The sequence below is a fragment of the Pseudarthrobacter sp. MEB009 genome, assembly GCF_030208875.1.
In the GTDB taxonomy this organism is placed as follows: domain Bacteria; phylum Actinomycetota; class Actinomycetes; order Actinomycetales; family Micrococcaceae; genus Arthrobacter.
In genome coordinates this window covers 146,622-172,002 of the sequence record NZ_JARVTC010000013.1, presented here as the reverse complement: position 1 = coordinate 172,002, position 25,381 = coordinate 146,622, and the positions used below count along the sequence as shown (strand labels likewise).

The following is a 25,381-nucleotide window of genomic DNA, read 5'->3' as shown; positions in this document are numbered from 1 at the left end:
GCAGCGAAGGTAGCACCGTGTCCCAAGAAGTCCTGACCCCCGCCCGGATCTCCGGGATCCACAAAGAGGCGGGCCGCCGCAGGACCTTTGCTGTCATTTCCCACCCTGACGCGGGCAAGTCCACCCTGACCGAGGCCCTGGCGCTGCACGCCAAGGTAATCGGCACCGCCGGAGCGTCCAGCGGCAAGGCCAACCGCAAGGAAACCGTCTCCGACTGGATGCAGATGGAAAAGGACAGGGGCATTTCCATCAGCTCCGCCGCCCTGCAGTTCTCCTACCGCGACACCGTGATCAACCTCCTGGACACCCCCGGCCACGCCGACTTCTCCGAGGACACTTACCGCGTGCTGGCCGCCGTCGACTGCGCCGTTATGCTGGTGGACGCCGCCAAGGGCCTGGAAACACAGACCATGAAGCTCTTCGAGGTCTGCAAGGCCCGCAACCTCCCCATCATCACCGTCATCAACAAATGGGACCGCCCCGGCCTCGACGCCCTGGCCCTGATGGACGAAATCACCGAACGCACGGGCCTCCAGCCCATGCCCCTGACCTGGGCCGTGGGCATCTCCGGTGACTTCCGCGGCGTCTGGGACCTGCGCAACGACCGCTTCGCCCGGTTCCAGCGCAATAACTCCGGCGCCCAGATCGCCCTCACCGAATACTTCACCCCGGACCAGGCCGCCGAAAGCCAGGGCAAGGATTGGACCGACGCCGTGGACGAGGCCGGCCTGGTGATCGAGTCAAACCTCGAATTCGATGTGGAAAGCTTCCACGCCGGCACCGCCACCCCCATCCTCTTCAGCTCCGCAGCTCTGAACTTCGGGGTCAAGGAACTGCTGGATGCCCTGGTGGACTTCGCGCCGCCGGCCGCACCCCGGCCTGACGTGGCGGGCAACGCCCGCCCGGTGGAATCCCCGTTCTCCGGCTTCGTCTTCAAGGTCCAGGCCGGCATGAACAAGGCCCACCGGGACCACGTCGCCTTCATCCGCGTCTGCTCCGGTGTGTTCGAGCGCGGCATGGTGGTCACCCAGACCCGCACCGGGAAATCGTTCGCCACAAAGTACGCCCAGCAGGTTTTCGGCCGGGAACGCGAAGTCATCGACGAGGCCTTCCCGGGAGACGTGGTGGGCCTGGTCAACGCGTCCTCCCTCCGCGTGGGTGACAGCCTTTTCCTGGCCGACCCCGTGGAATATCCGGCCATCCCGCTGTTCGCCCCCGAACACTTCCAGGTGGCACGGTCCAAGGACCCCAGCAAGTTCAAGCAGTTCCGGCGCGGCATCGAGCAGCTCGAGCACGAGGGCGTCATCCAGGTGCTCCGCTCTGACGTCCGCGGCGACCAGGCCCCCGTGCTGGCCGCCGTAGGCCCCATGCAGTTCGAGGTGGTGGAGGACCGGATGGCCCACGACTTCAGCGCGCCCATGCGCCTTGAGCGCCTGCCGTACTCGTTGGCAAGAATTTCGACGGTGGATGCCATGCCTGCCCTGGCCAACGTCACCGGCGCCGAGGTGCTGCTGCGGTCCGACGGCGAATACCTCGCGCTCTTCAACGACGTATGGGCCCTGCGCCGGATCGAGAAGAACCACCCCGACCTGACCCTGGTGCCCATCGGCACGCACAACCCCGCAAAGTAGGGCCCAAAACATGACTGCAGTCCAGCCACGTGCCCTGGTGACCGGCGCCGGAACCATCAACCCGCTGGGGTCCTCGGTGGCAGGGACCTGGGCCGGCCTCCTGGCCGGGAAGTCCGGAATCGCGGAGCTGGACGAACCCTGGGCGGAGCAGCTGCCTGTAAAAATCGCGGGCCGCGCGCCGTCGGACCTCTCCGGGCACCTGAGCACCCGCGAGATCAAGCGCATGGACCGCTGCGGCCAGCTCGCGCTGATCGCTGCCCGGGAAGCGTGGGCCCAGGCCGGCGCCCCGGACGTTGACCCCGAGCGCTTCGCGGTGGTGATCGGCTCTGCGTACGGCGGGCTGGGCTCCACCCTGGAGCAGGACCGGACACTGGCCGCCTCCGGCCCGCGCAAAGTCTCCCCGCACACCCTGACCCGGCTGATGGTCAACGGCCCGGCGGCCTGGGTATCGATCGACCTCGGGGCCCGCGGCGGCGCGCGGACTCCGGTCAGCGCCTGCGCCTCCGGGGCTGAGGCGATTGTCCAGGGTGCCGAAATGATCCGCTCAGGAGCTGCCGACGTCGTGATTGCCGGCGGTGTTGACGCCTCAGTCAACGACCTGGTGATCACCGGCTTTTCGCAGATCCGCGCCCTGTCCACCCGCCCCGGCGATCCGCAGCTGGCCTCACGCCCGTTCGACGGCGGCCGGGACGGTTTTGTCCTCGCGGAGGGCGCAGGTGTGGTGGTGCTGGAAAGCGAAGCCCACGCCCGTGCCCGCGGCGCCGCCATACTGGGCGCGGTGGCCGGCGGGGCCGTGACGTCCGATGCCAACGACATCGTCGCCGCCGATCCGGCGATGCAGCGCCGCGTCATGCAGAAAGCGCTCGAGTCGGCGGGCCTGGAAGCGGCCGGCATCGGGTTTGTGCACGCCCACGCCACCTCCACTCCCGTGGGGGACAAGCTCGAGGGGCAGGCCATCAACGCCATCTTCGGGCCCAATGTTCCGGTGACCTCCACCAAGGGACACACCGGCCACCTGCTGGGCGGCGCCGGCGCGCTGGCCGCCGTTGTGGTCCTCGAAGCCCTGCGCACCTCGCAGCTGCCGGCCACCCTGAACATGGAGGCGCTGGATCCGGAAGTTGACCTCGACGTGGTGACCGGACAGGTCCGCAACCTTGCCGCGGACGCCCCGCGAGCGGGCCTGGTCAACGCCTTCGGCTTCGGCGGGCACAGTGTGGCGCTGGTGATCACCGCCGGCTGACGGGCCGGCAAACTGGCGCCGAAAGATTGTTGAACAATCTTGTGGCGTAAGGCATGATGGTTGAAGAATCCAACCTGAGACGAGGGTCACATGCCGCACATCGATCTGAACAGTGACGTCGGGGAATCCTTCGGCAACTGGACCATGGGGGACGACGCCGCCGTCTTCCGGCACGTCACCAGCGCCAACGTGGCCTGTGGCTTCCACGCCGGGGACCCGGTCACCATCGCCAAAACCTGCCGCGACGCCGTGGCGGCGGGCGTGACCGTCGGCGCCCACGTGGGCTACCGGGACCTGGCCGGCTTCGGCCGCCGCTTCCTGGACTGCTCCGCCGTGGAACTAGCGGACGATGTCCTCTACCAGCTCGGCGCGCTGCAGGCGCTGGCCCGCGCCGCCGACACCGAGGTCAGCTACGTCAAGCCGCACGGCGCCCTGTACAACGCGATTGTGCACCACGAGATCCACGCGCAGGCAGTGGTGGACGCCGTCCACGCCTTCAACCCGGAGCTGCCGCTGTTGCTCCTACCTGGCGCCGTGGCGCAGAAGAAAGCCGAAGCCCGCGGCATGACGGCCCTGTCCGAGGCCTTCGCCGACCGCGCCTACAATCCGGACGGCACCCTGGTGTCGCGCCGCGAGGAAGGCGCGGTGCTCCACGACCACGCCGCCATCACGGCCAACATGGTCCGGCTGGCCACGGAGGGCACCATCGTGGCCCGTGACGGGTCCGTCCTGAAAGTGCAGGCGGACAGCATCTGCGTGCACGGCGATACCCCCGGCGCGGTGGCCATGGCCGGCGCGGTCCGGTCAGGCCTTGCCGCCGCCGGCGTCACCGTGCGGAGCTTCGCGTGAGCATCACCGGCATCCGCTGGTCCGGCCCCAACGCGGTCCTGGTGGAGCTCACCGGGCTGGCCGGCGTCCTTGCCCTCCACGACCGGCTGCAGGCCGAGCCGCTCCCCGGGCAGCTCGACGCCGTCGCCGGAGCAGCCACGGTGCTGGTCAAGTTCGGCTCCCGCTTCCACGCCGGGGCCGCCCGCGGGTTGCTGCCGCACCTGGACCTGGCGGCCCGCGGCCACCACGCGGGCAATGAGGTCACCATCGAGGTGGTGTACGACGGCGAGGACCTCGCCGAGGTGGGCCGCCTGACCGGCCTGGGTGCCGACGGTGTGGTGGCCGCCCACACCGGGCAGGTGTGGACGGGCGCCTTCGGCGGCTTTGCCCCGGGCTTCACCTACCTCGTGGGGGAAAACGACTCCTTGTCGGTGGCGCGGCGCAGCTCACCCAGGACGGCCGTGCCGGCCGGCTCCGTGGCGCTGGGCGGGGCCTTCTCGGCCGTCTACCCGAGGCAGTCGCCCGGCGGCTGGCAGCTGCTGGGCCACACGTCCGCCGTGATGTGGGACCTGGGCCGGAAATCGCCGGCACTGGTGCGGCCGGGGGATACCGTCCGCTACGTTGCCGTCCGCGAGAGGGTGGCAGTGCGTTCGGCCGTGGCCCCGGGCCCTGGGTCCGCGCCGGACCAGGCAGGCAGCGGGCTCCTGGTGCAGGCTCCGGGGCTGCAGTCGCTGGTCCAGGACCTGGGCCGGCCGGGATTCGGCGACCTCGGCGTTTCCGTGTCCGGCGCCGCTGACCCGCGCTCGGCCCGCCAGGCCAACCGGCTGGTGGGCAACGAACCGGGTTCCGCCGTCGTCGAAAACCTCCTGGGCGGACTTGCTGTCCAGGCCCGGGGCGACCAGGTCCTGGCCGTTGCCGGCGCTGCCGTCTGCCTGGAAGTCCGCGACGCCGACAACCAGTTGCTGCGGACGCCAGCCCTGCACACACCTTTTGCCCTGCTCGACGGCGAGACGCTGAGCCTCGGCGCCCCCGGAACCGGTGTGCGGAGCTACTTGGGCGTCCGTGGCGGGCTGGCGGTGGAGCCCGTGCTGGGCAGCCGGTCCAGCGACTCGATGTCCGGCATCGGACCGCCGCCGCTTGCTGCCGGCATGTTCCTGCCCATCGCTCCGGTGACCGGCGTCCATCCCGTGGGCCCGGCGGAAAGCACCCTGCTGCCCGTCGCGGACGGCCCCACAGAGCTGCGCGTCACCCTCGGCCCCCGCGATGACTGGTTCGGTCCGGCCGCCTTCACGGCCCTGGCCGGGCAGGACTGGCTGGTCAGTGAACAATCCAACCGGATCGGGGTCCGGCTCACGCCCGGACCTTCCGGCGGGGCCTGGCCGGCTGGTGAAGCAGCCACGCCGGGAGCTCCCGGCGCCGCGCTGGTCCGGACCCGCGAGGGTGAGCTCCCCAGTGAAGGAACGGTACCCGGCGCGTTGCAGGTCCCGCCCAACGGCCACCCCGTCCTTTTCCTGGCCGACCATCCGGTGACCGGCGGCTACCCGGTGATTGCCGTGGTTGTGCCCGGCGACCTGCCGTTGGCGGCGCAGCTGCAGCCCGGCCACCCTGTCCGGTTCACCGTTGTGGACCCCACCACCCTCGCACCGGCAAACCAGGAACCTCCCCACCATGGTGAACCGGACCAGACCGCTTCAGAAGGAACCCAGCCATGAAAAAAGTCCTGATTGCCAACCGCGGCGAGATCGCCGTGCGGATCGCCCGCGCCTGCGCCGACGAGGGGCTGCAGTCCGTGGCCGTCTACTCCGACCCGGACGCTGACGCCCTGCACGTGCGGCTGGCGGACGAGGCGTACGCACTCGGCGGCAGCACAGGCGCCGAAACGTACCTGGACATCGGCAAGATCCTGGCGGCCGCCGGCCGCGCCGGTGCCGACGCCGTGCACCCCGGCTATGGCTTCCTGTCCGAGAACGCAGAATTCGCGGAAGCTGTGATCGGGGCCGGCCTCACCTGGATCGGCCCGTCACCGGATTCCATCCGCTCCCTGGGCAACAAAGTCACCGCACGTGCCATCGCCGTACGGGCCGGGGCGCCGCTGGTGCCCGGCAGCGACGGCCCGGTGGAAAACGCCGAGGACGTGCTCGCGTTCGCCCGGGCACACGGACTTCCGGTGGCCATCAAAGCAGCATTTGGCGGCGGCGGCCGCGGCCTGAAGGTGGCGCGCCGGATGGAGGACGTGGCGGATGCGTTCGAATCGGCTGTCCGCGAATCCACCGTGGCTTTTGGCCGCGGCGAGTGCTTTGTGGAGCGGTTCCTGGACCGGCCGCGGCATGTGGAAGCCCAGGTCCTGGCCGATACCCACGGGAACGTGGTGGTGGTGGGGACCCGGGACTGCTCACTGCAGCGCCGGAACCAGAAACTGGTGGAGGAAGCCCCCGCGCCGTTCCTGACAGCAGGGCAGCGCGCGCAGATCCACGAATCGGCCAAGGCCATCTGCCGCGAGGCGGAGTACCACGGCGCCGGAACCGTGGAATACCTGGTGGGCACGGACGGGATCATCTCCTTCCTGGAGGTCAACACCAGGCTCCAGGTGGAGCACCCGGTCACCGAGGAAACCTCCGGCGTGGACCTGGTCCGCCAGCAGTTCCGCATTGCCGCCGGCGGCGCCCTTGACCTTGCGGCGGACCCCGAACCGAAGGGCCACGCCATCGAGTTCCGGCTCAATGCGGAAGATCCCGCCCGGGGGTTCCTGCCCGGGCCCGGCACTGTGGTGGCCTTCGAACCGCCCACCGGCGCCGGCATCCGCGTGGACACCGGCGTCCGCTCCGGGTCGGTGGTGCCCGGCGAATACGACTCGCTGCTGGCCAAGCTCATTGTCCACGGTGAAGACCGGCCGCAGGCGCTCCGGCGGGCAGCGGCTGCGCTGGCCGAGATGCGGATCGAGGGCCTGCCCACCGTCCTGCCATTCCACCGGGCAGTGGTGCGCCACCCCGCGTTCACGGCTGAGGAGGGACTGGGCATCCACACCACCTGGATCGAAAACGACTTCGCCGGAGAGCTGGCGGCGTCCCCCGAGATCGCCCGCACCAACCCCGGTGCGGCACGGCGGACCCTGACCGTGGAGATTGACGGCAAAGCCGTGCAGTTGGGCCTGCCGGAGCAGTTTTACGCGGCGCTCCTCACCGGCGGCGGCGCGGGCGGCCAGGCAGCGGCGGACGCTGCGGAGCAGGACGACGCCGGCCTGGCCTCGCCAATGTCCGGGTCACTGGTGAAATGGGTGGCCGAAGATGGCCAGGTCGAAGCCGGCCAGGCCGTCGCCGTGCTGGAGGCCATGAAGATGGAAACCGCGGTAACGGCCCACCGGAGCGGCACCTGGACGCGAGGCGCACAGGAGGCGGGTGCCGCCGTCGGACGTGGTGATCTTCTGGGCCGGATCTCGTAGCCGGCCTTCGACGGCCTGGCGGTCCCGGAACGTTGAGTAGATTGGACGGATGCCCATGAACGAAGCACTCCAGGGGATCGCCGACGGCGGCCACGCAGCCCACGCCCATACCGGGGCGTGGGTTGCCGGCGTGCTCCGCGCCCGGATTTCGGCCGGCCAGTTGCCGCCCGGGTCAAAACTGTCCGAACAGAAGCTCTCGGAGGCCCTCGGGGTTTCCCGCAACACCCTCCGTGAGGCGTTTACGGTGCTGGCCGGCGAGTCCGTGGTGCAGCGGATCCCGAACCGGGGCGTCTACGTTGCGGCCCCGGGGCCGGACGATGTGCGCGAGATTTACCGGGTCCGCCGCCTGATCGAACCCGCCGCCGTGCTGTGGGGCGATATTGACGAAGCCGCTTTGGCCGGCCTCGAAGCCATTATGGCCAAGGCGCAAGCCGCCAGGGTTACGGCTTCGGTGCAGGGGATGGCGGACGCCAACCAGGACCTCCACAAGGCGCTGGTGGAACTTTCCGGCAGTGCATCCCTCAGCGATCTGATGGAAAAGGTCCTGGCCGAGATGCGGCTGGTCTTCCACGCCATGGGCCCCACGCCGGACTTCCACAGCCACTACGTGGACAGAAATGTGGCCCTGGTGGCGCAGCTTCGCGCAGGGCAGCGGGACGAGGCGGCGGCCGGGCTCCGGCGGTATCTGGACGATTCCGAACAGGAACTGCTGGTGCACCTTGGGGTTGCACCGTCATCCGGCAGGTGAACCCGGATTAAAGCGATGTGTGCGGCGGCCCTTCCGGGGCCACCGCACACATGCTGACAGGCTGGTGCTGGAAAATCAGTTTTTGAAAACGTCCTTGACGTTCTCGCCGGCCTTCTTCGCCGAAGCACCGGCCTGATCGGCCTTGCCCTCGGCTTCAAGCTTGTCGTTGTCCGTTGCCTTGCCGGCAGCTTCCTTGACCTTGCCTACAGCGCTCTCGGCTGCGTTCTGGATCTTGTCTCCGATACCCATGTCTGCATTCCTTCCTGTTGCTGCGTTTACTTTTCCATTTGGCCACCCATTGCTGGGAGGATCCTGGACAATCGTCATACGTTGTCCAGAAATTTTGTGGGACCGTGCTGTCCCGGTCAGGGCCGTCCGGGCGGTCTGGTGTTTTTCCTTGCCGACAGGCGGCCACGGAGCCACCCGGCCACGGCGGTGACGACGACGGTAATGATCTTGTTCCTCATACCAGGTTCCTTCCTATGACGTTGGGCGGGGTGTTGACAGGCAGGTGTGGGGCTACAGAACCGCGGCTTTGTCGTTGCCCCGCTGGGTGCTGATGTTGAAAAGTACTGCCACTTTGCGGAGCGGAACCTCAAGGGCCGTCTCGAGGTTTGCTGTTACCTCGCCGTTGATCCGGGAGATGACGTCCTGGATGTCTGCCCGGTCCTCGACTTTGACGTCCAGGTTCAGCTCGGGCTGGTTCGCGCTGCCACGGATCAGTGCTGATGCCGAGGTGACGCCCGGCAACGCCTCAACTTCGTGGGCGACCGCGTCGGCCACAACCCGGGGTTCACACCTGGTATACCCGTCCCGGCCATGGTCGGAGTGCAGCCGCAGGGTGGAAGCCTGGTGGCGGCGGGGGATCTGGGCGCCGAGCCAGGAGAGCGCCAGCAGGGCGATGAGTGCTGCGCCGGCCAGGATCAAGGCTGCACCAACGGGATTCGACACAGCGTCGAGCGGGGGGCCGGCGAAGACCGGGTTTTCCGGTGCGGCAGGGACCAGTGCAAGGTTCGCGGCGGCGGCCAGGTCCTTACCCAGCCCACTGGCGAGCAGGACACCGGCACCGCCGGCGAGGAGCAGCACTACCGCGATGACCGCCAGCCATGCCCGGTTGAGCCTGCCTGCTGTTTCCCTCATGGTGTGTCCTTTTCTTTCTGCAACGGGGCCTCTGTTCTGCCCCGCCTGCCGACCTTGGCTGGCATCGAGTGGTTCGTGGTCCTGACCGGGCCAGGCGCTAATGCCTGGGAAAGTGGAGGGTTCATCCACTGCTCCTGACCCGGACGCTGACCCGTGGAGTCGGCGTCAGACCCACGGTGCGGAACTTCTCCTCCAGGGACTCCTTGATGTCACGGGACAACGATCCGGGTTCATTCAGGCTGGTGGATACCACGACGGAGACCGATTTACCGCTGGCCGTTGCCGAACTGGACTCGACGCCGTCGGTTTGGTCAGCATGTGCTGCCGCGAGCCTGGCAAGGCCCCGGCGGCTGATGACCGTCTCTGTCAGGCCGGTGGAGGAAGAGCCGGTGATGGCTGCTCCCGTGCGCCGGCCCGGAAGCACCGCAGCAAAGAGCAGGAACACCCCTGCCAGCAGTGCCACGACCGATACTGCCCACACGCCTGGGTTGTTCCAGGTCAGCCCACGGACGGCATCGCCGGACGCCACGATGAAGCCAGGCCAGGCCCCGCCTGCCAGGTAGGCAACGGCGCCCCAGATTGCCAGCCCCGCGAGGACCAGCAGGACAAGGGAGGTGGCGGCGGCAGGGACCGTGCGGCTGGACCGCCGCTGCAGCGACTGGGATACGGGTTGCGTGCTCATAGGAGTTCCCTTCGCCCGGAAGCGCCGGAAGTGGAGGTCAGTGATTCGAAGTCGATATCCACTTGCCGGACATCAATGCCGCAGGCGGCGCTGACTTTCTCCCTGACCTCGCTGCGGAGCCGGTCAGCCGTTGCCCGCAGCGGTGCGGGGTAGCGCACCCCGGCGCTGATGTGCAGCGCAGCGACTTTCCCGCTGAGCCGGACCTTGACCTTGGGCCGGGCATCGTCATCCCGGTGCGAGCCGATCCCAAGGAAACCGCCGGCCGTGCCGTTAATGCCGGGAACCCCCGCCGCTACCTGGCCGGCAATTTTTTCGATGGCCTTCTCCGAGATGGTGAGCGATCCCCGTACTGCGGGTTCCGCCAATCCGCCCGGATGGCTGTTAGTTGCCGCGCTCATCTGCGGGAGCTGGCTCGGCCGGTCAATGCGCTGAGGTCCAGCTTGCCCTCAATGATGCGGGCTGCGGCCAGTCCAAGGGCGCCGAAGACGGCAACCAGGAGGAACGCGGAGAACCCGCCGAAAGCTGCTGCGAATCCGAGGGCCAGGCCTGTCATCAGGCCAAGGGCTGTGGTGTTCATGGAATGCCTTTTCTGCTGCGGGGCTCCTGCACCTGACTGGCTTGCAGGAGGAGTGGCGGGGCGGCGGGGAAGACGCGGGGGCGGCGCCTTCCCCGCCTGTGGAGATCCGGCCGGCTCGGGGGGCCTGCCGGATCAGCTGGGTCCGGGACTGCTACTGGAGATCCTTGTGGTTTGAATCGTCCTTGTCCTGGTCGTCCTCGGGGAGGTGGACGTCGGTGACGTTGATGTTCACCTCAATGACCTCGAGGCCGGTGGCGTCTTCCACTGATGCGATGACGTTCTTCCGGATCATCTGGCTGACTTCGACGATGGAGGCGTCGTGCTCCACCACGATCGTCAGGTCGATCGCGGCCTGCCGCTCACCCTTTTCCACGCTGACACCGCCGCTGACGTTGGTCTGCGAACCGGGAATGCGTTCGGTGAGGCTGCTGAACGCCCGGCGGCCGGCGCTGCCCATGGCGTAGACGCCCGGGACTTCGCGGGTGGCGATACCGGCGATCTTCTGGACAACCGTTTCGGCGATGGTGGTGTTGCCCTTGTCGGTCTGCAGCGGGCCGACGTTCCTGGCCTTCTCGGTTTCCTTGGAGTGCTGCTCTGCGCGGCGTTCCTGCTCTTCGCCCGTAGCGGGGACAACTGCTGCGCGGCGGGAGTTCTGTTCGTCTGCCATGGGAATCCGGTCTCCTTCAAAGTTTTTTGCGTACACAGATAAAGACGCAACCGGTGGGCAATCCTCACGGCCTGTTTGGTAAATTTCTCAAATTCTTTTTCCGGCCCCGGAAGGGGAGCCCCGGAATCCCCTCCGGTGCCCGTTGAACCGGTCCGGCCGGTTAGGCAGGCTGCTTACCTTATGCTGGTGGTGGCCTGCTGCCTGCTGATCAGGGAACGCCGGCCACGGGGGATCGTTTAGCGGCAAGCGGTCGAGGAAGAGAACACATGGACGAGACAACGGAGCCGGACCTGCAGGCTGACCTGCATCCCGTGCCGCCGGAAGTGCCCGCCCCCTTCGGTGCAGAACCGCGGGACCCGGCGAACGGCTGGGACGACGGGGTGTGGACGCCGCTGGACGAACTTGATGCCCTGACGGTCGTTTCCAGGGCGCAGGACGGGGACGTTGAAGCCTTTGAATGGCTTCTGAACGCCTATCAGGGTGGCCTGTTCCGGTTGTGCCTGCGGATGCTTGACGACAGGACCGAAGCGGAGGACCTGGTCCAGGAGACGTTCATCAGCGCGTGGCGGGCCCTGCCCAACCTCACGGTCCCGCAGGCGTTCGTTCCCTGGCTGTACCGGACGGCCACCAATAAATGCCTGGACCTGCTCCGCCGCCGGAAGGGCCGCCCACCCGCGGGAACCGGCCAGGCCGGCGTGGCCGGGGACCGGGGCGACGCGGGACAAGACACCACTGCGGGCGCCCACGCTAGTATCGGACAAGGGGCCGGCGCCGATCCTGCGAAGGAGTACGAGAACCAGGCGCAGATGCGGGCACTGTCGGATTTGCTGCAGACGGTGCCGCCCGGGCCCAGGGCTTGCTGGCTGCTCAAGGAAGTCCATGAATTCTCATACCGGGAGATTGCGGCAATAGTGCAGCTCCCGGAGAGTACCGTCAGGGGCCGGATTGCACGGGCCAAACGCTTCCTTGCAGAGGGGATGGAACCATGGCGATGAACAGTGACCGTCCCCGGCTGGGATGCGGACGTGACCTTGATGAGTTCTGGGCCACCATCGACGAACCACCCACCAGCCATGAGCTCTCCTGCCCGGACTGCCAGAGCGCACGCAACGCCCTCTACCACCTGGCCAGTGTCACTGAATCAATGCGCGAGCGTGACCGGACGGAGCCGTCACTTCAGCCGGGTAACCGGGTGAAGGAGGCGGTGATGATGGTTGCCCGTGCGGAAATCCGGCGCGGCCGCAAAACAGCCCTCAAGGACACCCCGCTCGGCAGGATCGACATCAGCGAGCAGGCGTTGACAGCGCTGATCCGTTTCGCCGCGTCCACCCTTCCCGGGGTCCGCGCCCGGCGGTGCTCCATAGCCCCCATGCAACCAGGGACCACCGGTGTTCCGGTCCCCGAGGGAACCCAACTTACCGTCGAACTGCAGGTGGCGTTGGCTTCGACAGTGCGGATCCCGGACACCCTGGCGCAGGTACGCGAACGCGTCGGCGCCGTGGTGGAAGCCCAGACAGCACTGCTCGTCGGCTCGATCAATATCATTGTGGAGGACCTTTATGATCTCTGACCAGCCACTGGACGCCCGGGTGGTCAACCTCGATGTCCTCGCGGATGCGCTGACGGCTGCCCTCCTCAGCCAACCCGGGCTGCTCCGGCTCGAACCTACGGTGCGCAGCGTTATGCAGAAGTTCAAAATCACCTCGAAGGTGTTGCGCCAGGATACCGAAGCCGCGGGCGGCCAAACATCAACGGCCACGAGGGACGGGCTGCACATCACTGTTGACGACGGCCTGGTCCACGTCCAGGCCGATATCGCCACCGCAATTGACCACCGGGCCCTTGGCCTGGCGGAACACGCCCAGGAAATCATCGCAGATACGATCCGCCGCAACGGGCTGCGCGTGGGCGGCGTGGACGTCACCATCCTGGCCATCGAAGCCAGCCCCGGACACTGACCCCGGTCAGGGCACCAGGTAGGAACTGTCCCGGGCATCGGTGATCAGCATATGTCCCGGCGCGTGGCCGATCGCCAGTGGTGGCCCTGATTCCATCACGGCAGCCTGTGGGGTGACGCCGCAGGCCCAGAAGACCGGGATATGGCCCTCGGGGATCTCCACCGGATCGCCGAAGTGGGGCCGGGAGAGGTCGGTAATTCCCAGTTCCGCGGGGTTGCCCACGTGCACCGGGGCGCCGTGGACTGCCGGATACCGGGAGGTGATCCTCACGGCGTCGGCCACCTGGGAAGCGGGGATGGGCCGCATCGACACCACCATGGGCCCGGACATCCCGCCGGCAGGCTCGCATCGGAGGGACGTCCGGTACATTGGCACGTTGACCCCCTGATCGATGTGGGCCACGCGGATGCCACCTTCCTGCAGGGCGGCTTCAAACGTGAAGCTGCAGCCCACAATGAAAGTCACCAGGTCCTCGCGCCAGTAATCGAGGAGATGGGTGGGCTCGGCTGTCTTGATGCCGTTTTGGTACACCACATACCGGGCAACGTCGGTGCGGATGTCTCCGCCGGCAAGCAGCGCGCCGCTGGTTTCACCGGCGTCCAGCACCCCCAGGATGGGGCAGGGCTTCGGGTTCCGCTGCGCAAACAGCAGCACGTCGAAGGCCTGGGCCTTGGGCACGATAATCAGGTTGGCCTGCGCATAGCCGGCGCTCCAGCCGGCCGTGGGTGCCACCAGGCCGGCCCTGAACAGGGCGCGGGCTGCGGCAGGGGCCAGGCCGGCGGGATGCTGGGGGACGGCGCTGGCCAGGGAGGCGGTTGCGGCGGGCTGCGTGCGGTTCATGGTGTTCCATCCAGCTGGCGGTGATCCGGGTCACGGTGCCATTCCAGCTTAGTGACTGTCTGCAAAGCACGCAATAGATTGTTGAACAATATTTGAACGCCGTGACGCGTCGGCAGAGAGAACGACGGCGGCAGGGTACCCGCCGTCGCCGCCCTCCCGTCCTGCTTAGGCGTCCACGGCGGCCTTTTCCGCCAGTGTGGGTTGGCCGTTGATGAGGCGGTTGAGGTGCCAGGGGTTGGTGTTGTGGAGGGGGGTGGGGAGGAGTTCGGTGGGGAGGTTTTGGTAGGCGACGGGGCGGAGGAAGCGGTTGATGGCGAGGGTGCCGACGGAGGTGGTGCGGGTATCGGAGGTCGCGGGGTAGGGGCCGCCGTGGACCATGGCGTGGCCTACTTCGACGCCGGTGGGCCAGCCGTTGACGATGATGCGGCCGACTTTTTGTTCGAGGGCGGGGATGAGGGGCGCGGCGGTGGGGTAGTCGTGGTCGGTGAGGTGAAGGGTGGCGGTGAGTTGGCCTTCGAGGCGGGTGATTGCGTCGAGGAGGTCTTCGGTGGTGGTGTAGCGGATAACCAGGGAGGCTGCGCCGAAGATTTCCTGGTGCAGGATTTCGTTGGTGAGGAAGTCCTTGACCTGGGTCGCGTAGATGGCCGGGGCGGGGGCGTTGCGGGTTTGGCCGTCGGCGCCCTGTCCGAGGACGGTGACGCCGTCCGCAGAGCCCAGGGCCTGGGCTCCGGTGTGCCAGGATCCGGCGATGCTTTCGGTGAGCATGGTCTGCCCGGCGCAGGTGGTGATGGCGCGGCCGACGGCGGCGGCGAACTTATCGCCTGCGTCGCCGGTGGGGGCGAAGAGCAGTCCGGGGGAGGTGCAGAGCTGGCCTGAGCTGCCGGTGACCGCGGTGACATACTGCTGGGCGAGGGTGTCGATGTCGGCGGTGGGGCCGGTGAGGGCGCCTTCGAAGACGATGACGGGGTTCAGGGAGGACATTTCGGCGTAGACGGGGATGGGTTCGGGGCGGTTGGCGGCGGTCCGGGTCAGGGCGGTGCCGGCGGCCTGGGAGCCGGTGAAGCCGACGGCTTTGATGTTGGGGTCGGCCACGAGGGCTTGGCCGATGCTGGCGCCGGGGCCGTAGATGAGGGAGAACACGCCGGGGTGCAGGCCGGTGTCCTTGACGGCCTTAACAATGGCCTGGCCCACGAGTTCGCTGGTGCCGGGGTGGGCGTTGTGGGCCTTGAACACCACGGGGCAGCCGGCGGCGAGGGCGGAGGCGGTGTCACCACCCGCCGTCGAGAAGGCGAGCGGGAAATTGCTGGCACCGAAGACGGCGACGGGGCCCAGCGGGATTTGGCGTTGGCGGATGTCCGCCCGGGGTGCGGGGGTGCGGTCCGGAAGGGCCGGGTCGATGCGGATGCCGCGGAAATCGCCCTGGCGGACCACTGCAGCGAAGAGCCGGAGCTGGCCGGTGGTGCGGGCGCGTTCGCCGGTGAGGCGGACGGTGGGGAGGCCGGTTTCCTGGGTGGCGCGGGTGATGAGGTCTTCGCCGATGGCTTCGATGTTGTCCGCGATCGCTTCGAGGAAGGCGGCGTGGGTTTCGGGGTCCAGGGTGCTGAAGGAGGGGTACGCGTCAGCGGCGGCGGAGGTCGCCGTCGTCAGCTGTTCCTCGGTGATCAGCGAATACGCGGGCTCGAGCTGCTCATTCGTGGCGGGATTGAAACCGAAAGCGGTTTTGCCGCCGCCGACGACAGGCCGGCCGGCGATCAGGGAATGTCCGGTGAGTGTCACGGTATTTACTCCTAGAAGGAAGGTGGTCAGGAGAGGGTGGCGATGAGGGCTTTGAGGTCCGCGAGGTCCTGCGGCGCCAGGTTCTGCAGCGGGGTGCGGACCGGGCCTGCCGAACGGCCCACCGCGTCCAGGCCGCCCTTGACGATGGACACGGAGTAGCCCTTCACGCGGTCCCTGATATCCAGGTACGGGATAACAAAGTCGTTGAGCTTCCGGTTCACGGCGGCACGGTCGTTGTTGCGGACGTCCCGGTAGAAATCCAGGGCAAACTGCGGGACAAAGTTGTACATGGCGCTCGAGTAGGTGCTCATGCCCAGCTGCAGCAGGGGAAGTGCGAACGTCTCCGCCGTGGGGAGTCCGCCCAGGTAGAAGAGCCGGTCGCCAAGCTTGGCGTAAACCCGGGCGTCGTGCTCCAGGTCGCCCACGCCGTCTTTGAAGCCGATCAGGTTCTCGTGCCGGTCCGCCAGGAGGGCCACCGTGGTGTCCTTGTAGATCGCGTTGGCGCGGTTGTAGATGATGACGCCCAGTGAGGTGGACCTGCAGATGGCGCTGACGTGCTCGGCCAGTCCAGCCTGGTCCGCCTCGGTGAGGTAGGGGGGAAGCACCAGGATCCCGTCGGCCCCTGCGGCCTCGGCGGCTTGCGCGTTCTCGATGGCCTGGGCCGTGGAGCCGCCGGCCGAGGCGAGGACGGGAACCAGTGAACCCACTTCGTCGACGGCGGTACGCACCACGCGTGCCGATTCCGCCGGGGTCAGGGAGAATCCTTCGCCCGTGCCGCCTGCAGCGAACAGGCCGGCAACGGGAAAGCTGGCCTGCCAGGCAAGGTGCTTACGGTAGTTTTCCTCGTCGAACGCCAGCTCGGCGTCGAAGGACGTGACGGGGAAGGAGAGCAGTCCCTCCTTGAGTGTTGCGGCGAGTTCCTGGGGGGTGTACTTGGCCATGGTGTGTTCCTTTGATTGCGGCGCCGGCTGGCCGGCGGAGGGCTGTTTTCTCCCTTCAGCCTAGGAATGCTTTTGATGCCTGTCCAAGATTTTTAATGGATAGATTGATACCTTGCAGGTATCTACGATGTCAGACGGCTTAGCTGACCAGGACTGGGCGGTGCGGCCCGCGCTGGGCTACGGGCCGGCGTCGAACTCCAGGTCCTGCAGCAGCCGTGACAATGCCGGATTGCTGACCTTCCGGTTCCACAAGGCGTACAGCTCCACCTGGTTGCCGGGTGCGGGCGCCAAGGGAAGGAACTCGACGCCGCTGATGCCCAGCACCGTGGCGGAGGAGGGGACAAGCGCCACCCCGCGCTTGGCCGCCACCAGCGAAACCATCGTCACAATCTGGCTGACGGTGTGCACCACATTGCCGTGGCGGATGGGCAGGAGCCGGACCACCAGGTCGTAGAAGTAGCGGGCTTGCGTGGGGGAGTGCATGATCAGCGCCTCGTGACTGAAGTCTTCCGGCCCGATGGGCCGGTCCAGCGCCGTCAGGGGGTGCCCGGCCGGGACCGCCAGCATCACGGCTTCGTGGGAGAGCAACCGCGAATCGAAGGTCCGGCTGTCAAAGGGCGGGCGCGCCAGGCCCAGGTCCAGTTCGCCGGTCAGCAGTCCGTCCAGCTGCTCGCCGGTCACCAGTTCCTGCAGTTCGATGTCCACGTCCGGAATGATGCCGGAGATCTGCTCCAGGAGTGGGCCCAGGACGCTGAAGCCGCCGGCCGCCGTGAACCCGATCCGCAGGACCCCGGAACGACCGGAAGCGATTCTCCGGGCTGTGGCAGGAGCCCGCTCAGCCAGCGTGATCAGGCGGCGCGCCTCGTCAAGGAACGTCAGCCCGGCGGGGGTCAGCTGCACCTTCCGGTTGTCCCGCTCCAGCAACTCGGTGCCGACGATCCCCTCCAGTTTCTGGATCTGGCGGCTCAAGGGCGGTTGCGTCATGTTCAGGCGTTCGGCGGCCCTGCCGAAGTGCAGTTCCTCGGCGACGGCGACGAACCCTGCCAGCTGGTCGAAGGTGAACATAATGCCTTCCGGGTATCAACGGTGTACGGCCAAATCCTTGGAGGCATCATATCTGGCGGCGGCGGCGGCGGCGGCGGGCGGGCGGGCGGTCCGCGCGTCAATCCAGCCGGGCCAGCTCCACCAGCGCATCCAGGACCTGAAGCTGGCCCTTGACCAGCTTCAGCCGGGCCTCTTCGAGGGAAAACCAGCGGGCATCGTCGATCTCCGGGAAATCCCGGATGGTGCCCGAACCCCTGGGCCATTCCAACGGGAAGGTGTTGCTGGCGATAATTCCGGGGTTGAAGTCATGTTCGGCGACAAACACGGTGATGATCTTCCCGCTGGACTGGCGGAATTCCCCCAGGAGGCGGTACTCGGCGTCCGGTGCGTCCGTCCCCATCTCCTCCGCAAATTCCCGCAGCGCGGCCGCCAGCGGGTCTTCGTCCGGGGTGTATTCGCCTTTCGGGATGGACCAGGCATGGGCGTCCTTCCGGGCCCAGAAGGGGCCGCCCATGTGGCCGATCCAGACCTCCAGGCCGGCGGCACTGTCCCGCCGGTAGAGCAGGATCCCCGCACTTCGGACCGGCATCTGGCTCCTCCCTGTGCCGGCGCGCGGCCGGCCCTGATCCGCCGTCCGGCGTTAACCCCGAATTCATGGCGCTGATCTAGGTTAAGCCCTCAGGCACTTTGCTCGAAGGGACCCATCATGGCCAGCATCGAGAACGTATTGGGCCGGCTGACGCCGGAGGAGCACACCGAGCTCCGCAACCTGGGCCCGCAGGGGCACCTGCCGCGGCACCTGCTTGAAGCCATCGACCGGGCGGCCGGGGGACCGGGCGCCGGGCGCGGCTACTACGTGTCCACCGGCAACGTGAGCTCCACCGGTGGAACCCTGGTGGTGCTGCGGGACGACGTCTCCGGTTGGCTCTTCGCGGACGAATCCCCGGACCAGCCGCGGCAGTCGTGACGGCGTGGGCGGCCGGACACCAGGCTGCCGCTAGCCGATGAGCAGGCTCAAGGCCTCGGTCAGGTGCTCCACTTCCCGCACGGAGAAGCCCGGCGGTACAGGACCGGGCCCGTTGTGGCTTGCCGGCACCACGGCATGCGTGAAGCCCAGCCGGTGCGCCTCCTGGATCCGCTGGTTGATACCGGGAACAGGGCGGACTTCACCCGCCAACCCCACCTCGCCAAAGGCAATCAGCCGGATGGGCAAGGGTTTCCGGGCCTTCGCCGACGCCACGGCCAACGCCACGGCAAGGTCCGTGGCAGGCTCGCTGAGCTTCACGCCACCCACGGTGGCCACGTAGGAATCGTCCTTGTGGAGCAGGCAGCCGGCGCGTTGCTGGAGGACGGCAAGCAGCATTGACACCCGCGAGCTGTCCAGCCCGCTGGTGGCCCGGCGCGGCTGGGAGTTGGGGCTTTCGGCCAGCAGGGACTGCACCTCAGCCAGCAGCGGACGCCTGCCTTCCATGGTGACGGTGATGCAGGTGCCGGACACGGGTTCCTTGGTGCGGCTGACAAACAGTCCGCTGGGATCGGTGAGGCCCTCGATGCCGTTTTCGTTGAGGTCGAAGCAGCCGACGTCGTCCGTGGGGCCGTAGCGGTTCTTGACGGCGCGCAGCAGCCTCAGCCGGGAATGACGTTCACCTTCGAACTGGCACACCACATCCACCAGGTGCTCCAGCAGGCGGGGGCCGGCGATGGAGCCGTCCTTGGTGACATGGCCAACCAGGAGGGTGGTCATGTTGCGCCGTTTGGCTGCGGCGATGATGGAGGCTGCCACTTCGCGGACCTGGGACACGCCGCCGGCGCTGCCGTCCACGTCCGCACTGCTCAGTGTCTGGACCGAGTCAACAATCAGCAGCCGCGGCTCGATTTTCTCGACCTGTCCCAGCGCCTGGCCAAGGTCCGTCTCCGCCGAGAGGTACAGGGATTCGGCGACGGCGTCGATCCGCTCCGCGCGGAGCTTCACCTGCGCCGCGGACTCCTCACCCGTCACGTACAGGACGTCCTGGGCGGTGCGGGCAAATTTGGCCGCCACGTCCAGGAGCAGGGTGGATTTGCCGACGCCGGGCTCGCCCGCCAGCAGGATGACGGCGCCCGGAACCAGGCCGCCGCCCAGCACCCTGTCCAACTCGTCCACGCCGGTGGGGAGGAACGCGGCAGTGGTGGCATCGACGTCGGCGATGCGCCGTGCCGGTTCCAGAACCGTGGTGGCGGCCGTGGTCCGGGCCACCGCCGCGCCGGTTTCCTCCACGGATCCCCACGCCTGGCATTCGCCGCAGCGACCCACCCATTTGACGGTGGTCCAGCCGCATTCGGCGCATTTGTAGGCTGGCGCCTTGGACGCCCGGGAAGTCTTTGTTGCCATGCGTCCAACCCTAGCCGCGGGCACCGACATCCCCGTACCTGCAGGACGTCACCGCGAGCCCATGATTGGCCGGATGGAGACTGCACCGGCGGGTAAAAGAGCCGCTAATCTATTCCTTGAAGTTCGCGGTCCAGCAGGGGCCGGGACTAAGCCCGTCGAATGGCCCATCAGTGACATCCAGCAGCGAAACAGCAGACCAGCGGACCCCCGTGACGCCGCACAACACTTTCCTGGACTGCCCCACAGGGACCGTCAGGTATTACTTCGCGGAAGGCGTCTTCCACTGGTCGGCCGGGCTGTACCGTATCTATGGATACGAAAAAGGGGAGATTGTTCCCTCGATGGACATGGCGCTCGCCCACATCGAGCCTGCAGACCGCCCGACAGTCCTGGCGTATTGGGATCATGTTGCCTCCGTGGGGGGACCCGCATCGATTTACCTCTCCATCCGCGACGCCAAAAACCGTCAGCACAAGTTGTTGTTTTCCGCGGACTACATCCTTGAGGGAGATGCGCCGGTTGGCGTGTGGGGCGTTGTGGCGGACCTGACCCAATCGATTCACACGGACCGTCACCAGCTCGCCACGGAGGCCGTTGCCGCATCAGCCCGCAGCAGGGCGGCGATTGAGCAGGCCAAGGGCATTCTGATGGGCCGCACCGGCGTCGATGCGGACGGGGCATACGCCCTCATGAGCCAGTTGAGCAACGAATCAAACCGCAAGGTGTCCGTGATCGCCCTCGAAATCATCGAGCGTGCCACCGCTTCCGCCGCAAGCGGGACAACACCGGATCACCCGCTGCTCCAGTAGGGCCCACACGTCAACGCAGCAAACCAGCCCGCCTCCGCAGGAACTAGGGTCGGACGCCAAGGCCCGCCAGGTCCGGGACCAGCCACCGGTCGCCGGCCCGCTCCAGCGGAACCCGGGCCACCACTGCCGCGGACTCCGTGGGAATCGCGCCGAGGAGGCGTGGCACCGGGGGTGTCCCGCCGTCGGCCGGCCCTTCCGGATCCCAGGCGACGGCGACGCCCTCCGCGGCCAGCGCTTCCTCGTCGAGCACCACCAGGACCAGCGGAATGGCCAGGTCCGCATAGGTCCCCGTCAGTGCCCAGGCCAGCTGCGAGGCGGTGGCGGCGTGGATGAAGCCGGTGTCATCAAACATGGTGGCGCGGGTTGCCACGTCGTATTCGCCGAAGCGGGCGCAGGCCTCCCAGTCATCCTCGATGGCCACATGGACCAGGCGCTGTCCGCTCATGATGAATCCTTCCTCGTAATGAAACGCCATCGTGTCATTAAGTGCGTAGAATCGCTACTGCAGCCAAAGTGAAGGAGCGGTGCATGGAACTGGAACGCAAGCGCGGCAGGCCGAGCGCCGGCGAACGGGCAGAGCGGCAGCAGCGGATCCTCGATCTGGCCATCCGGCTCTTTGGCCACTGCGGTTTTGCGGGGACATCCCTGGACGCGCTGGCGGATCAGGCCGGGGTTACCAAGCGCACCATCTACGCCTATTTCACGGACAAGGAGGGGCTGTTCACCGCCGCGGTGGACCGCCAGCACGCGTACCTGGCGCAGGCGCTGGAGCCGGAAACTTCCCTGGCGGAGGCGGCCGCGCGGATTGTGGAGAGCCTGCATTCGGATGACGCCGTGACGCTGCACCGGATGGTCATCGCGGAGGCACCCCGCCTCCCCGGATTGGCTGCGGCCTTCTACCGGCACGGTCCGCAGCGGTCCATCAGCTTCCTGGCCGCGCTGATTGAGCGGACCCCATCGCCAGCCCCCCGGGAGGCCGCCGAAGCGCTCTACACGCTGCTGCTTGGCGAGGCGCACCGCCGGCGGCTCCTCGGCCTGGCGCCGGCACCCGACCAGGAGCAGGCGCGGGCCCACGCGCGCCGCGCCCTGGCCCTCATCTGCCCGGACGCCGCATAAACCGTATTCCAACCGGAAAAGCACTTGCCCGCAGCTTCCGCCAGCCTGTATAGTCAGGTCCCGAAGGCGATTTCGCCTACAGGATTGTTACTCGGCAACGAGGCAAGACCTGAGAAGCACACTCCGTGCATCTCGGGTCTTTTTTTGTGCCCAAAAATAGACAGAGAGGTCTGAGATGGCAAATGTGGACTACCGGTCGTTGGCCGGAGATATCCTCGAGGGGGTGGGTGGCGAAGCCAACATCGCCAGCGCCACGCACTGCGCCACCCGGCTCCGGCTCAAGCTGCGGGACGAATCCAAAGCGGATACCCCGGCAGTGGAGAAGCTGCCCGGCGTCATCACGGTGATGAAGGCCGGCGGCCAGTACCAGGTGGTCATCGGCGACAACGTCCCCACCGTCTACGCGGAACTGGGCAAGCTGACCCGGCTCGGCGATGACAGCGCGCAGGAGCAGGAAGCCGCCCCGCAGGGCAACCTGTTCAACCGATTCATCGACATGATCTCCGCGATCTTCTCACCCATCATCTGGCCCCTCGCCGGCGCCGGCCTGCTCAAGGCCTTCCACAGCCTGGCCACCCAGCTGGGCTGGCTGGACCCCGTTTCGCAGACCAGCATCGTCCTGGCAGCGGCAGCGGATTCCTTGTTCTACTTCCTGCCGGTCTTCCTGGCCGTCACCGCAGCCAAGCGGTTCAAGGCCAACCAGTTCACCTCCATGGCCATCGCCGGCGCCCTGGTCTACCCCAGCATCGTGGCCCTCGCCGCCGCGACGGAACCCCTGAGCTTCGCCGGCATCCCCATGGTGATGATGAACTACACCAGCTCCGTCATCCCCATCATCGTGGCCGTCTGGCTGCAGGGCTACCTGGAGCGTTTCCTGATCCGCGTGCTCCCCGCCGCCATCCGGAACTTCACCACCCCGCTGCTCACCATCGTTGTGATGGTCCCGCTGATCCTGCTCACCGTTGGCCCCGTCACCACCTTCGCCGCGCAGGGCCTCTCCTCCGGCATCAACGCCGCCTTCACCTTCGCCCCCTGGCTCGCCGGCGGCATCATGGGCGGATTCTGGCAGGTTTTTGTCCTCTTCGGCCTGCACTGGGGCCTGGTTCCGGGCATGCTCAACGAAATCAGCACCCAGGGCTACTCCCTCCTCATGGGTCCCCTGGTGGCCGCGGTCCTGGCCCAGGCTGCAGCCACCCTCGCGGTAATGTTCCGCACCCACAACAAGGCCCGCCGCGCGGTAGCCGGCCCCGCAGCGCTCTCCGGTTTCCTGGCCGGTATCACCGAACCCGGCATCTACGGCGTCAACCTGCCGCTGAAGAAGCCGTTCTACTTCGGTATCGCCGGCGGTGTGGTGGGCGGCGCCATCGCAGCAGCAGGCGGCAGCGGCGCCACCGCGTTTGTCTTCCCGTCACTGCTGGGCCTGCCCGCGTTCGGAACGGTGGGCAACTTCGGCCTGCAGCTCGCCGGCACCGGCGTCGCCGTTGCCATCGCCTTCGCCCTGACCTTCTTCTTCGGCCCCCGCGAAGCAGCGGCGCCTGAATCGGCCGACGCCGGCACTTCCGGCCCGTCGCCCGCAGAGGCTGCGCTGGAGGCGGCTTTGCCCGTCCCGGCTGCAGCGGTCACCGGCGCCGTGGATATCATCGCCCCGGTCGCCGGGCAGGCAATCGCCCTGGCCGACGTGCAGGACAAGGTCTTCGCCTCCGGCGCCATGGGCAAGGGCCTGGGCATCATCCCGGCCGACGGCCGCATCTACGCCCCGATCTCAGGCTCCATCAAGGCGGCCATGAAAACCGGCCACGCCTACGGCATCAAGTCGGACAGCGGCGTGGAAGTCCTGGTCCACATCGGCATCGACACCGTCCAGCTGGACGGCCGCGGCTTCGAAGCTGCCGTGACCCGCGGCCAGCAGGTCCGCGCCGGCGACCTGCTCGCCGTCGTCGACCTCGCCGCCGTCGCCGCGGCCGGGTACGACACCACCACCCTGGTGATGGTCACCAACACCGCCCAGCTCGCCAGCGTGGACGCCGTCACCGGCGGCACCCTGGCCCAGGGCGACACCGCCATCACCGTCCAGGTCTGACCGGCACCTGCCGGCTTCCCCATTCCCGCACTGCAAAGGAAACGTACTGTGACCACCACATTCCCCAAGGGCTTCCTCTGGGGCGGCGCCACCGCCGCCAACCAGATCGAGGGCGCGTACAACGAGGGCGGCAAGGGCCTCTCCATCCAGGACGTGATGCCCAAGGGCATCACCGAGACCCCCACCGAGGGCCCCACCCCGGACAACCTCAAGCAGGTGGCCATCGACTTCTACCACCGCTACGAGGAAGACATCGCAGCCTTCGCCGACCTGGGGTTCAAGGTCTTCCGCTTCTCCATCGCCTGGAGCCGCATCTTCCCCCTCGGCGATGAGGCCAGCCCCAACGCCCAAGGCCTCGCGTACTATTCGCGTCTCCTGGACGAGCTGGAAAAGCATGGCATCGAACCGATGGTCACCATCAGCCACTACGAGACGCCCCTGCACCTGGCCCGGAAGTACAACGGCTGGACCAACCGGCAACTGATCGGCTTCTACGAAAACTACTGCCGCGCCCTGTTCGAAAACTTCGGCGCCCGGGTGAAGTACTGGCTGACGTTCAACGAGATCAACTCGGTCATCCACGAGCCGTTCCTCTCCGGCGGCATCCCCACGCCCAAGGACCAGCTCACCCAGCAGGACCTGTACCAGGCCATCCACCACGAACTGGTGGCCTCGGCCCGCGCCACCAAGCTGGCCCGCGAACTGATGCCCGCCGCGCAGGTGGGCTGCATGATCATCGCGCTGCCCACCTACCCGCTGACCCCGGACCCCTCGGACGTGGTGGCAGCCATGCACACCGCCCAGGACAGCTACGCGTTCGGCGACATCCACTGCCGCGGCGAATACCCGGGCTACCTGCTGCGCAGGTTCCGGGACCAGGGCATCGAGCTGGAGATCACCGTCCAGGACAGGGAAGACCTCAAGCACACGGTGGACTTTGTCTCCTTCAGCTACTACATGAGCATCTGCGAGACAGCGGACCCGGCCAAAAAGATCAAGGGCGCCGGCAACATCATGGGTGGCGTCCCCAACCCCACCCTCAAGGCCTCCGAGTGGGGCTGGCAGATCGATCCGCAGGGCCTCCGCGTGGTCCTGAACGACTACTGGGACCGCTGGCAGAAGCCGCTGTTCATTGTGGAGAACGGCATCGGCGCCGTGGACACCCTGGTGGAGGTCGACGGCGGGAAGACGGTGGTTGACGACTACCGGATCGACTACTTCAACGACCACCTGGTCCAGGCCGGCGAAGCCATCGAGGACGGCGTCCAGCTGCTGGGCTACACCTCCTGGGGCTGCATCGACATTGTCAGCGCCTCGACGGCGCAGATGAGCAAGCGCTACGGTTTCATCTACGTGGACCGGAACGACGACGGCACCGGCTCGCTGGCCCGCTACCCCAAGAAGTCCTACGGCTGGTACAAGGAAGTCATCGCTTCGAACGGCGCCAGCCTGAAAAAGTAGTACCCCGCTGAAACCCGCTCAACGAAGAATGGA

At 67.4% G+C, this 25,381-nt stretch carries 27 protein-coding genes; 14 read left to right on the top strand and 13 right to left on the bottom strand.

Features of this window, described 5'->3' with window-relative positions; translation table 11 throughout:
- The first annotated feature begins 17 nt into the window (after positions 1-17).
- The 6 genes from QRN07_RS12035 to QRN07_RS12010 all read left to right on the top strand — a co-directional run bounded on the left by QRN07_RS12035 (position 18) and on the right by QRN07_RS12010 (position 7,886).
- Positions 18-1,631 (top strand): peptide chain release factor 3, encoded by a 1,614-nt coding sequence (locus tag QRN07_RS12035; RefSeq protein WP_285241123.1) that lies wholly within the window; start codon positions 18-20, stop codon positions 1,629-1,631.
- 10 nt (positions 1,632-1,641) lie between these two features.
- On the top strand, positions 1,642-2,871 hold the full coding sequence (locus QRN07_RS12030; protein WP_285241122.1) for a beta-ketoacyl-[acyl-carrier-protein] synthase family protein: 1,230 nt from the start codon (positions 1,642-1,644) through the stop codon (positions 2,869-2,871).
- 90 nt (positions 2,872-2,961) lie between these two features.
- A complete protein-coding gene (locus tag QRN07_RS12025) occupies positions 2,962-3,720 on the top strand; it encodes a LamB/YcsF family protein (protein ID WP_285241121.1) in 759 nt (252 codons plus the stop codon).
- Positions 3,717-5,411 (top strand): 5-oxoprolinase subunit B/C family protein, encoded by a 1,695-nt coding sequence (locus tag QRN07_RS12020; protein WP_285241120.1) that lies wholly within the window; start codon positions 3,717-3,719, stop codon positions 5,409-5,411. Before QRN07_RS12025 ends, QRN07_RS12020 begins: the two co-directional genes overlap by 4 nt.
- Entirely contained in the window at positions 5,408-7,138 is a 1,731-nt protein-coding gene (locus tag QRN07_RS12015) for an acetyl/propionyl/methylcrotonyl-CoA carboxylase subunit alpha (protein WP_285241119.1), read from the top strand. The genes QRN07_RS12020 and QRN07_RS12015 overlap by 4 nt, the downstream gene beginning before the upstream one ends.
- A gap of 49 nt (positions 7,139-7,187) precedes the next feature.
- Positions 7,188-7,886 carry a GntR family transcriptional regulator gene (locus QRN07_RS12010; RefSeq protein WP_285241118.1) on the top strand — a complete coding sequence of 233 codons (699 nt, stop codon included), beginning with the start codon at positions 7,188-7,190 and terminating at the stop codon, positions 7,884-7,886.
- A 75-nt stretch (positions 7,887-7,961) separates the two neighbouring features.
- Here the strand turns inward: QRN07_RS12010 and QRN07_RS12005 are convergent, their stop codons facing one another.
- The 6 genes from QRN07_RS12005 to QRN07_RS11980 all read right to left on the bottom strand — a co-directional run bounded on the left by QRN07_RS12005 (position 7,962) and on the right by QRN07_RS11980 (position 10,952).
- The gene (locus QRN07_RS12005; RefSeq protein WP_082178094.1) at positions 7,962-8,135 is read right to left on the bottom strand and encodes a CsbD family protein; all 174 of its coding nucleotides are present in this window, start codon (positions 8,133-8,135) and stop codon (positions 7,962-7,964) included.
- A 270-nt stretch (positions 8,136-8,405) separates the two neighbouring features.
- Positions 8,406-9,026: an Asp23/Gls24 family envelope stress response protein gene (locus tag QRN07_RS12000; protein WP_056601652.1), complete on the bottom strand. Its 621-nt coding sequence runs from the start codon at positions 9,024-9,026 to the stop codon at positions 8,406-8,408.
- Positions 9,027-9,147: 121 nt separating this feature from the next.
- Positions 9,148-9,708 (bottom strand): DUF6286 domain-containing protein, encoded by a 561-nt coding sequence (locus QRN07_RS11995; RefSeq protein ID WP_056601649.1) that lies wholly within the window; start codon positions 9,706-9,708, stop codon positions 9,148-9,150.
- Positions 9,705-10,106, bottom strand: a complete 402-nt coding sequence (locus QRN07_RS11990; RefSeq protein WP_082484591.1) for an Asp23/Gls24 family envelope stress response protein — start codon at positions 10,104-10,106, stop codon at positions 9,705-9,707. The genes QRN07_RS11995 and QRN07_RS11990 overlap by 4 nt, the downstream gene beginning before the upstream one ends.
- Complete coding sequence (locus tag QRN07_RS11985; protein WP_050683553.1) at positions 10,103-10,285, bottom strand: hypothetical protein; 183 nt, start codon at positions 10,283-10,285, stop codon at positions 10,103-10,105. Before QRN07_RS11985 ends, QRN07_RS11990 begins: the two co-directional genes overlap by 4 nt.
- 151 nt (positions 10,286-10,436) lie before the next feature.
- The gene (locus QRN07_RS11980) at positions 10,437-10,952 is read right to left on the bottom strand and encodes an Asp23/Gls24 family envelope stress response protein (protein ID WP_056601644.1); all 516 of its coding nucleotides are present in this window, start codon (positions 10,950-10,952) and stop codon (positions 10,437-10,439) included.
- Positions 10,953-11,218: 266 nt separating this feature from the next.
- On the opposite strand from QRN07_RS11980, the gene QRN07_RS11975 reads away from it, so the two are divergent.
- From QRN07_RS11975 to QRN07_RS11965, 3 genes are read left to right on the top strand one after another with little or no spacing between them, the layout of a single operon-like run.
- Entirely contained in the window at positions 11,219-11,947 is a 729-nt protein-coding gene (locus tag QRN07_RS11975; protein ID WP_050683551.1) for an RNA polymerase sigma factor, read from the top strand.
- Positions 11,938-12,522: an Asp23/Gls24 family envelope stress response protein gene (locus tag QRN07_RS11970; RefSeq protein ID WP_285241117.1), complete on the top strand. Its 585-nt coding sequence runs from the start codon at positions 11,938-11,940 to the stop codon at positions 12,520-12,522. The genes QRN07_RS11975 and QRN07_RS11970 overlap by 10 nt, the downstream gene beginning before the upstream one ends.
- Positions 12,512-12,910: a hypothetical protein gene (locus QRN07_RS11965; RefSeq protein ID WP_050683549.1), complete on the top strand. Its 399-nt coding sequence runs from the start codon at positions 12,512-12,514 to the stop codon at positions 12,908-12,910. Before QRN07_RS11970 ends, QRN07_RS11965 begins: the two co-directional genes overlap by 11 nt.
- Positions 12,911-12,916: 6 nt before the next feature.
- Here QRN07_RS11965 and QRN07_RS11960 read toward each other — a convergent pair whose 3' ends face one another.
- The 5 genes from QRN07_RS11960 to QRN07_RS11940 all read right to left on the bottom strand — a co-directional run bounded on the left by QRN07_RS11960 (position 12,917) and on the right by QRN07_RS11940 (position 18,100).
- A complete protein-coding gene (locus QRN07_RS11960; protein ID WP_050683548.1) occupies positions 12,917-13,750 on the bottom strand; it encodes a putative hydro-lyase in 834 nt (277 codons plus the stop codon).
- A 165-nt stretch (positions 13,751-13,915) separates the two neighbouring features.
- Positions 13,916-15,526: an aldehyde dehydrogenase (NADP(+)) gene (locus QRN07_RS11955; protein WP_285241116.1), complete on the bottom strand. Its 1,611-nt coding sequence runs from the start codon at positions 15,524-15,526 to the stop codon at positions 13,916-13,918.
- A 26-nt stretch (positions 15,527-15,552) separates the two neighbouring features.
- Entirely contained in the window at positions 15,553-16,467 is a 915-nt protein-coding gene (gene kdgD, locus QRN07_RS11950; protein ID WP_056601637.1) for a 5-dehydro-4-deoxyglucarate dehydratase, read from the bottom strand.
- A 177-nt stretch (positions 16,468-16,644) separates the two neighbouring features.
- A complete protein-coding gene (locus QRN07_RS11945) occupies positions 16,645-17,532 on the bottom strand; it encodes a LysR family transcriptional regulator (protein WP_056601635.1) in 888 nt (295 codons plus the stop codon).
- A gap of 97 nt (positions 17,533-17,629) precedes the next feature.
- On the bottom strand, positions 17,630-18,100 hold the full coding sequence (locus QRN07_RS11940; protein ID WP_056601632.1) for an NUDIX hydrolase: 471 nt from the start codon (positions 18,098-18,100) through the stop codon (positions 17,630-17,632).
- 117 nt (positions 18,101-18,217) lie between these two features.
- On the opposite strand from QRN07_RS11940, the gene QRN07_RS11935 reads away from it, so the two are divergent.
- A complete protein-coding gene (locus tag QRN07_RS11935; RefSeq protein WP_056601630.1) occupies positions 18,218-18,478 on the top strand; it encodes a hypothetical protein in 261 nt (86 codons plus the stop codon).
- Positions 18,479-18,508: 30 nt separating this feature from the next.
- On the opposite strand, the gene radA is transcribed toward QRN07_RS11935, so the two are convergent.
- A complete protein-coding gene (radA, locus tag QRN07_RS11930; protein WP_050684183.1) occupies positions 18,509-19,882 on the bottom strand; it encodes a DNA repair protein RadA in 1,374 nt (457 codons plus the stop codon).
- Between the two features lie 170 nt (positions 19,883-20,052).
- On the opposite strand from radA, the gene QRN07_RS11925 reads away from it, so the two are divergent.
- Positions 20,053-20,691, top strand: coding sequence for an ANTAR domain-containing protein (locus tag QRN07_RS11925; RefSeq protein WP_056601628.1), 639 nt, complete (start codon positions 20,053-20,055; stop codon positions 20,689-20,691).
- A gap of 43 nt (positions 20,692-20,734) precedes the next feature.
- Here the strand turns inward: QRN07_RS11925 and QRN07_RS11920 are convergent, their stop codons facing one another.
- Positions 20,735-21,136, bottom strand: a complete 402-nt coding sequence (locus QRN07_RS11920; protein ID WP_050684185.1) for a DUF952 domain-containing protein — start codon at positions 21,134-21,136, stop codon at positions 20,735-20,737.
- 83 nt (positions 21,137-21,219) lie between these two features.
- Between QRN07_RS11920 and QRN07_RS11915 the strand changes: the two genes are divergently transcribed.
- The 3 genes from QRN07_RS11915 to QRN07_RS11905 all read left to right on the top strand — a co-directional run bounded on the left by QRN07_RS11915 (position 21,220) and on the right by QRN07_RS11905 (position 25,348).
- Positions 21,220-21,807: a TetR/AcrR family transcriptional regulator gene (locus tag QRN07_RS11915; protein WP_050684186.1), complete on the top strand. Its 588-nt coding sequence runs from the start codon at positions 21,220-21,222 to the stop codon at positions 21,805-21,807.
- Between the two features lie 175 nt (positions 21,808-21,982).
- On the top strand, positions 21,983-23,887 hold the full coding sequence (locus QRN07_RS11910; protein WP_056601625.1) for a beta-glucoside-specific PTS transporter subunit IIABC: 1,905 nt from the start codon (positions 21,983-21,985) through the stop codon (positions 23,885-23,887).
- A 48-nt stretch (positions 23,888-23,935) separates the two neighbouring features.
- The gene (locus tag QRN07_RS11905; protein ID WP_285241115.1) at positions 23,936-25,348 is read left to right on the top strand and encodes a glycoside hydrolase family 1 protein; all 1,413 of its coding nucleotides are present in this window, start codon (positions 23,936-23,938) and stop codon (positions 25,346-25,348) included.
- Positions 25,349-25,381: the final 33 nt, after the last annotated feature.

Excerpts from the sequence above, each read along its gene's own strand:
- QRN07_RS11970 (WP_285241117.1), top strand. The coding sequence starts at position 11,938 with ATGGCGATGAACAGTGACCGTCCCCGGCTGGGATGCGGACGTGACCTT.
- QRN07_RS11985 (WP_050683553.1), bottom strand. The coding sequence starts at position 10,285 with ATGAACACCACAGCCCTTGGCCTGATGACAGGCCTGGCCCTCGGATTC.
- QRN07_RS12015 (WP_285241119.1), top strand. The coding sequence starts at position 5,408 with ATGAAAAAAGTCCTGATTGCCAACCGCGGCGAGATCGCCGTGCGGATC.
- QRN07_RS12025 (WP_285241121.1), top strand. The coding sequence starts at position 2,962 with ATGCCGCACATCGATCTGAACAGTGACGTCGGGGAATCCTTCGGCAAC.
- QRN07_RS11965 (WP_050683549.1), top strand. The coding sequence starts at position 12,512 with ATGATCTCTGACCAGCCACTGGACGCCCGGGTGGTCAACCTCGATGTC.
- QRN07_RS11935 (WP_056601630.1), top strand. The coding sequence starts at position 18,218 with ATGGCCAGCATCGAGAACGTATTGGGCCGGCTGACGCCGGAGGAGCAC.
- QRN07_RS11915 (WP_050684186.1), top strand. The coding sequence starts at position 21,220 with ATGGAACTGGAACGCAAGCGCGGCAGGCCGAGCGCCGGCGAACGGGCA.
- QRN07_RS11940 (WP_056601632.1), bottom strand. The coding sequence starts at position 18,100 with ATGCCGGTCCGAAGTGCGGGGATCCTGCTCTACCGGCGGGACAGTGCC.
- QRN07_RS12005 (WP_082178094.1), bottom strand. The coding sequence starts at position 8,135 with ATGGGTATCGGAGACAAGATCCAGAACGCAGCCGAGAGCGCTGTAGGC.
- QRN07_RS11910 (WP_056601625.1), top strand. The coding sequence starts at position 21,983 with ATGGCAAATGTGGACTACCGGTCGTTGGCCGGAGATATCCTCGAGGGG.
- QRN07_RS11990 (WP_082484591.1), bottom strand. The coding sequence starts at position 10,106 with ATGAGCGCGGCAACTAACAGCCATCCGGGCGGATTGGCGGAACCCGCA.
- QRN07_RS11920 (WP_050684185.1), bottom strand. The coding sequence starts at position 21,136 with ATGAGCGGACAGCGCCTGGTCCATGTGGCCATCGAGGATGACTGGGAG.
- QRN07_RS11975 (WP_050683551.1), top strand. The coding sequence starts at position 11,219 with ATGGACGAGACAACGGAGCCGGACCTGCAGGCTGACCTGCATCCCGTG.
- kdgD (WP_056601637.1), bottom strand. The coding sequence starts at position 16,467 with ATGGCCAAGTACACCCCCCAGGAACTCGCCGCAACACTCAAGGAGGGA.
- QRN07_RS11995 (WP_056601649.1), bottom strand. The coding sequence starts at position 9,708 with ATGAGCACGCAACCCGTATCCCAGTCGCTGCAGCGGCGGTCCAGCCGC.
- QRN07_RS11960 (WP_050683548.1), bottom strand. The coding sequence starts at position 13,750 with ATGAACCGCACGCAGCCCGCCGCAACCGCCTCCCTGGCCAGCGCCGTC.
- QRN07_RS12030 (WP_285241122.1), top strand. The coding sequence starts at position 1,642 with ATGACTGCAGTCCAGCCACGTGCCCTGGTGACCGGCGCCGGAACCATC.
- QRN07_RS12010 (WP_285241118.1), top strand. The coding sequence starts at position 7,188 with ATGCCCATGAACGAAGCACTCCAGGGGATCGCCGACGGCGGCCACGCA.
- QRN07_RS11980 (WP_056601644.1), bottom strand. The coding sequence starts at position 10,952 with ATGGCAGACGAACAGAACTCCCGCCGCGCAGCAGTTGTCCCCGCTACG.
- radA (WP_050684183.1), bottom strand. The coding sequence starts at position 19,882 with ATGGCAACAAAGACTTCCCGGGCGTCCAAGGCGCCAGCCTACAAATGC.
- QRN07_RS12000 (WP_056601652.1), bottom strand. The coding sequence starts at position 9,026 with ATGAGGGAAACAGCAGGCAGGCTCAACCGGGCATGGCTGGCGGTCATC.
- QRN07_RS11945 (WP_056601635.1), bottom strand. The coding sequence starts at position 17,532 with ATGTTCACCTTCGACCAGCTGGCAGGGTTCGTCGCCGTCGCCGAGGAA.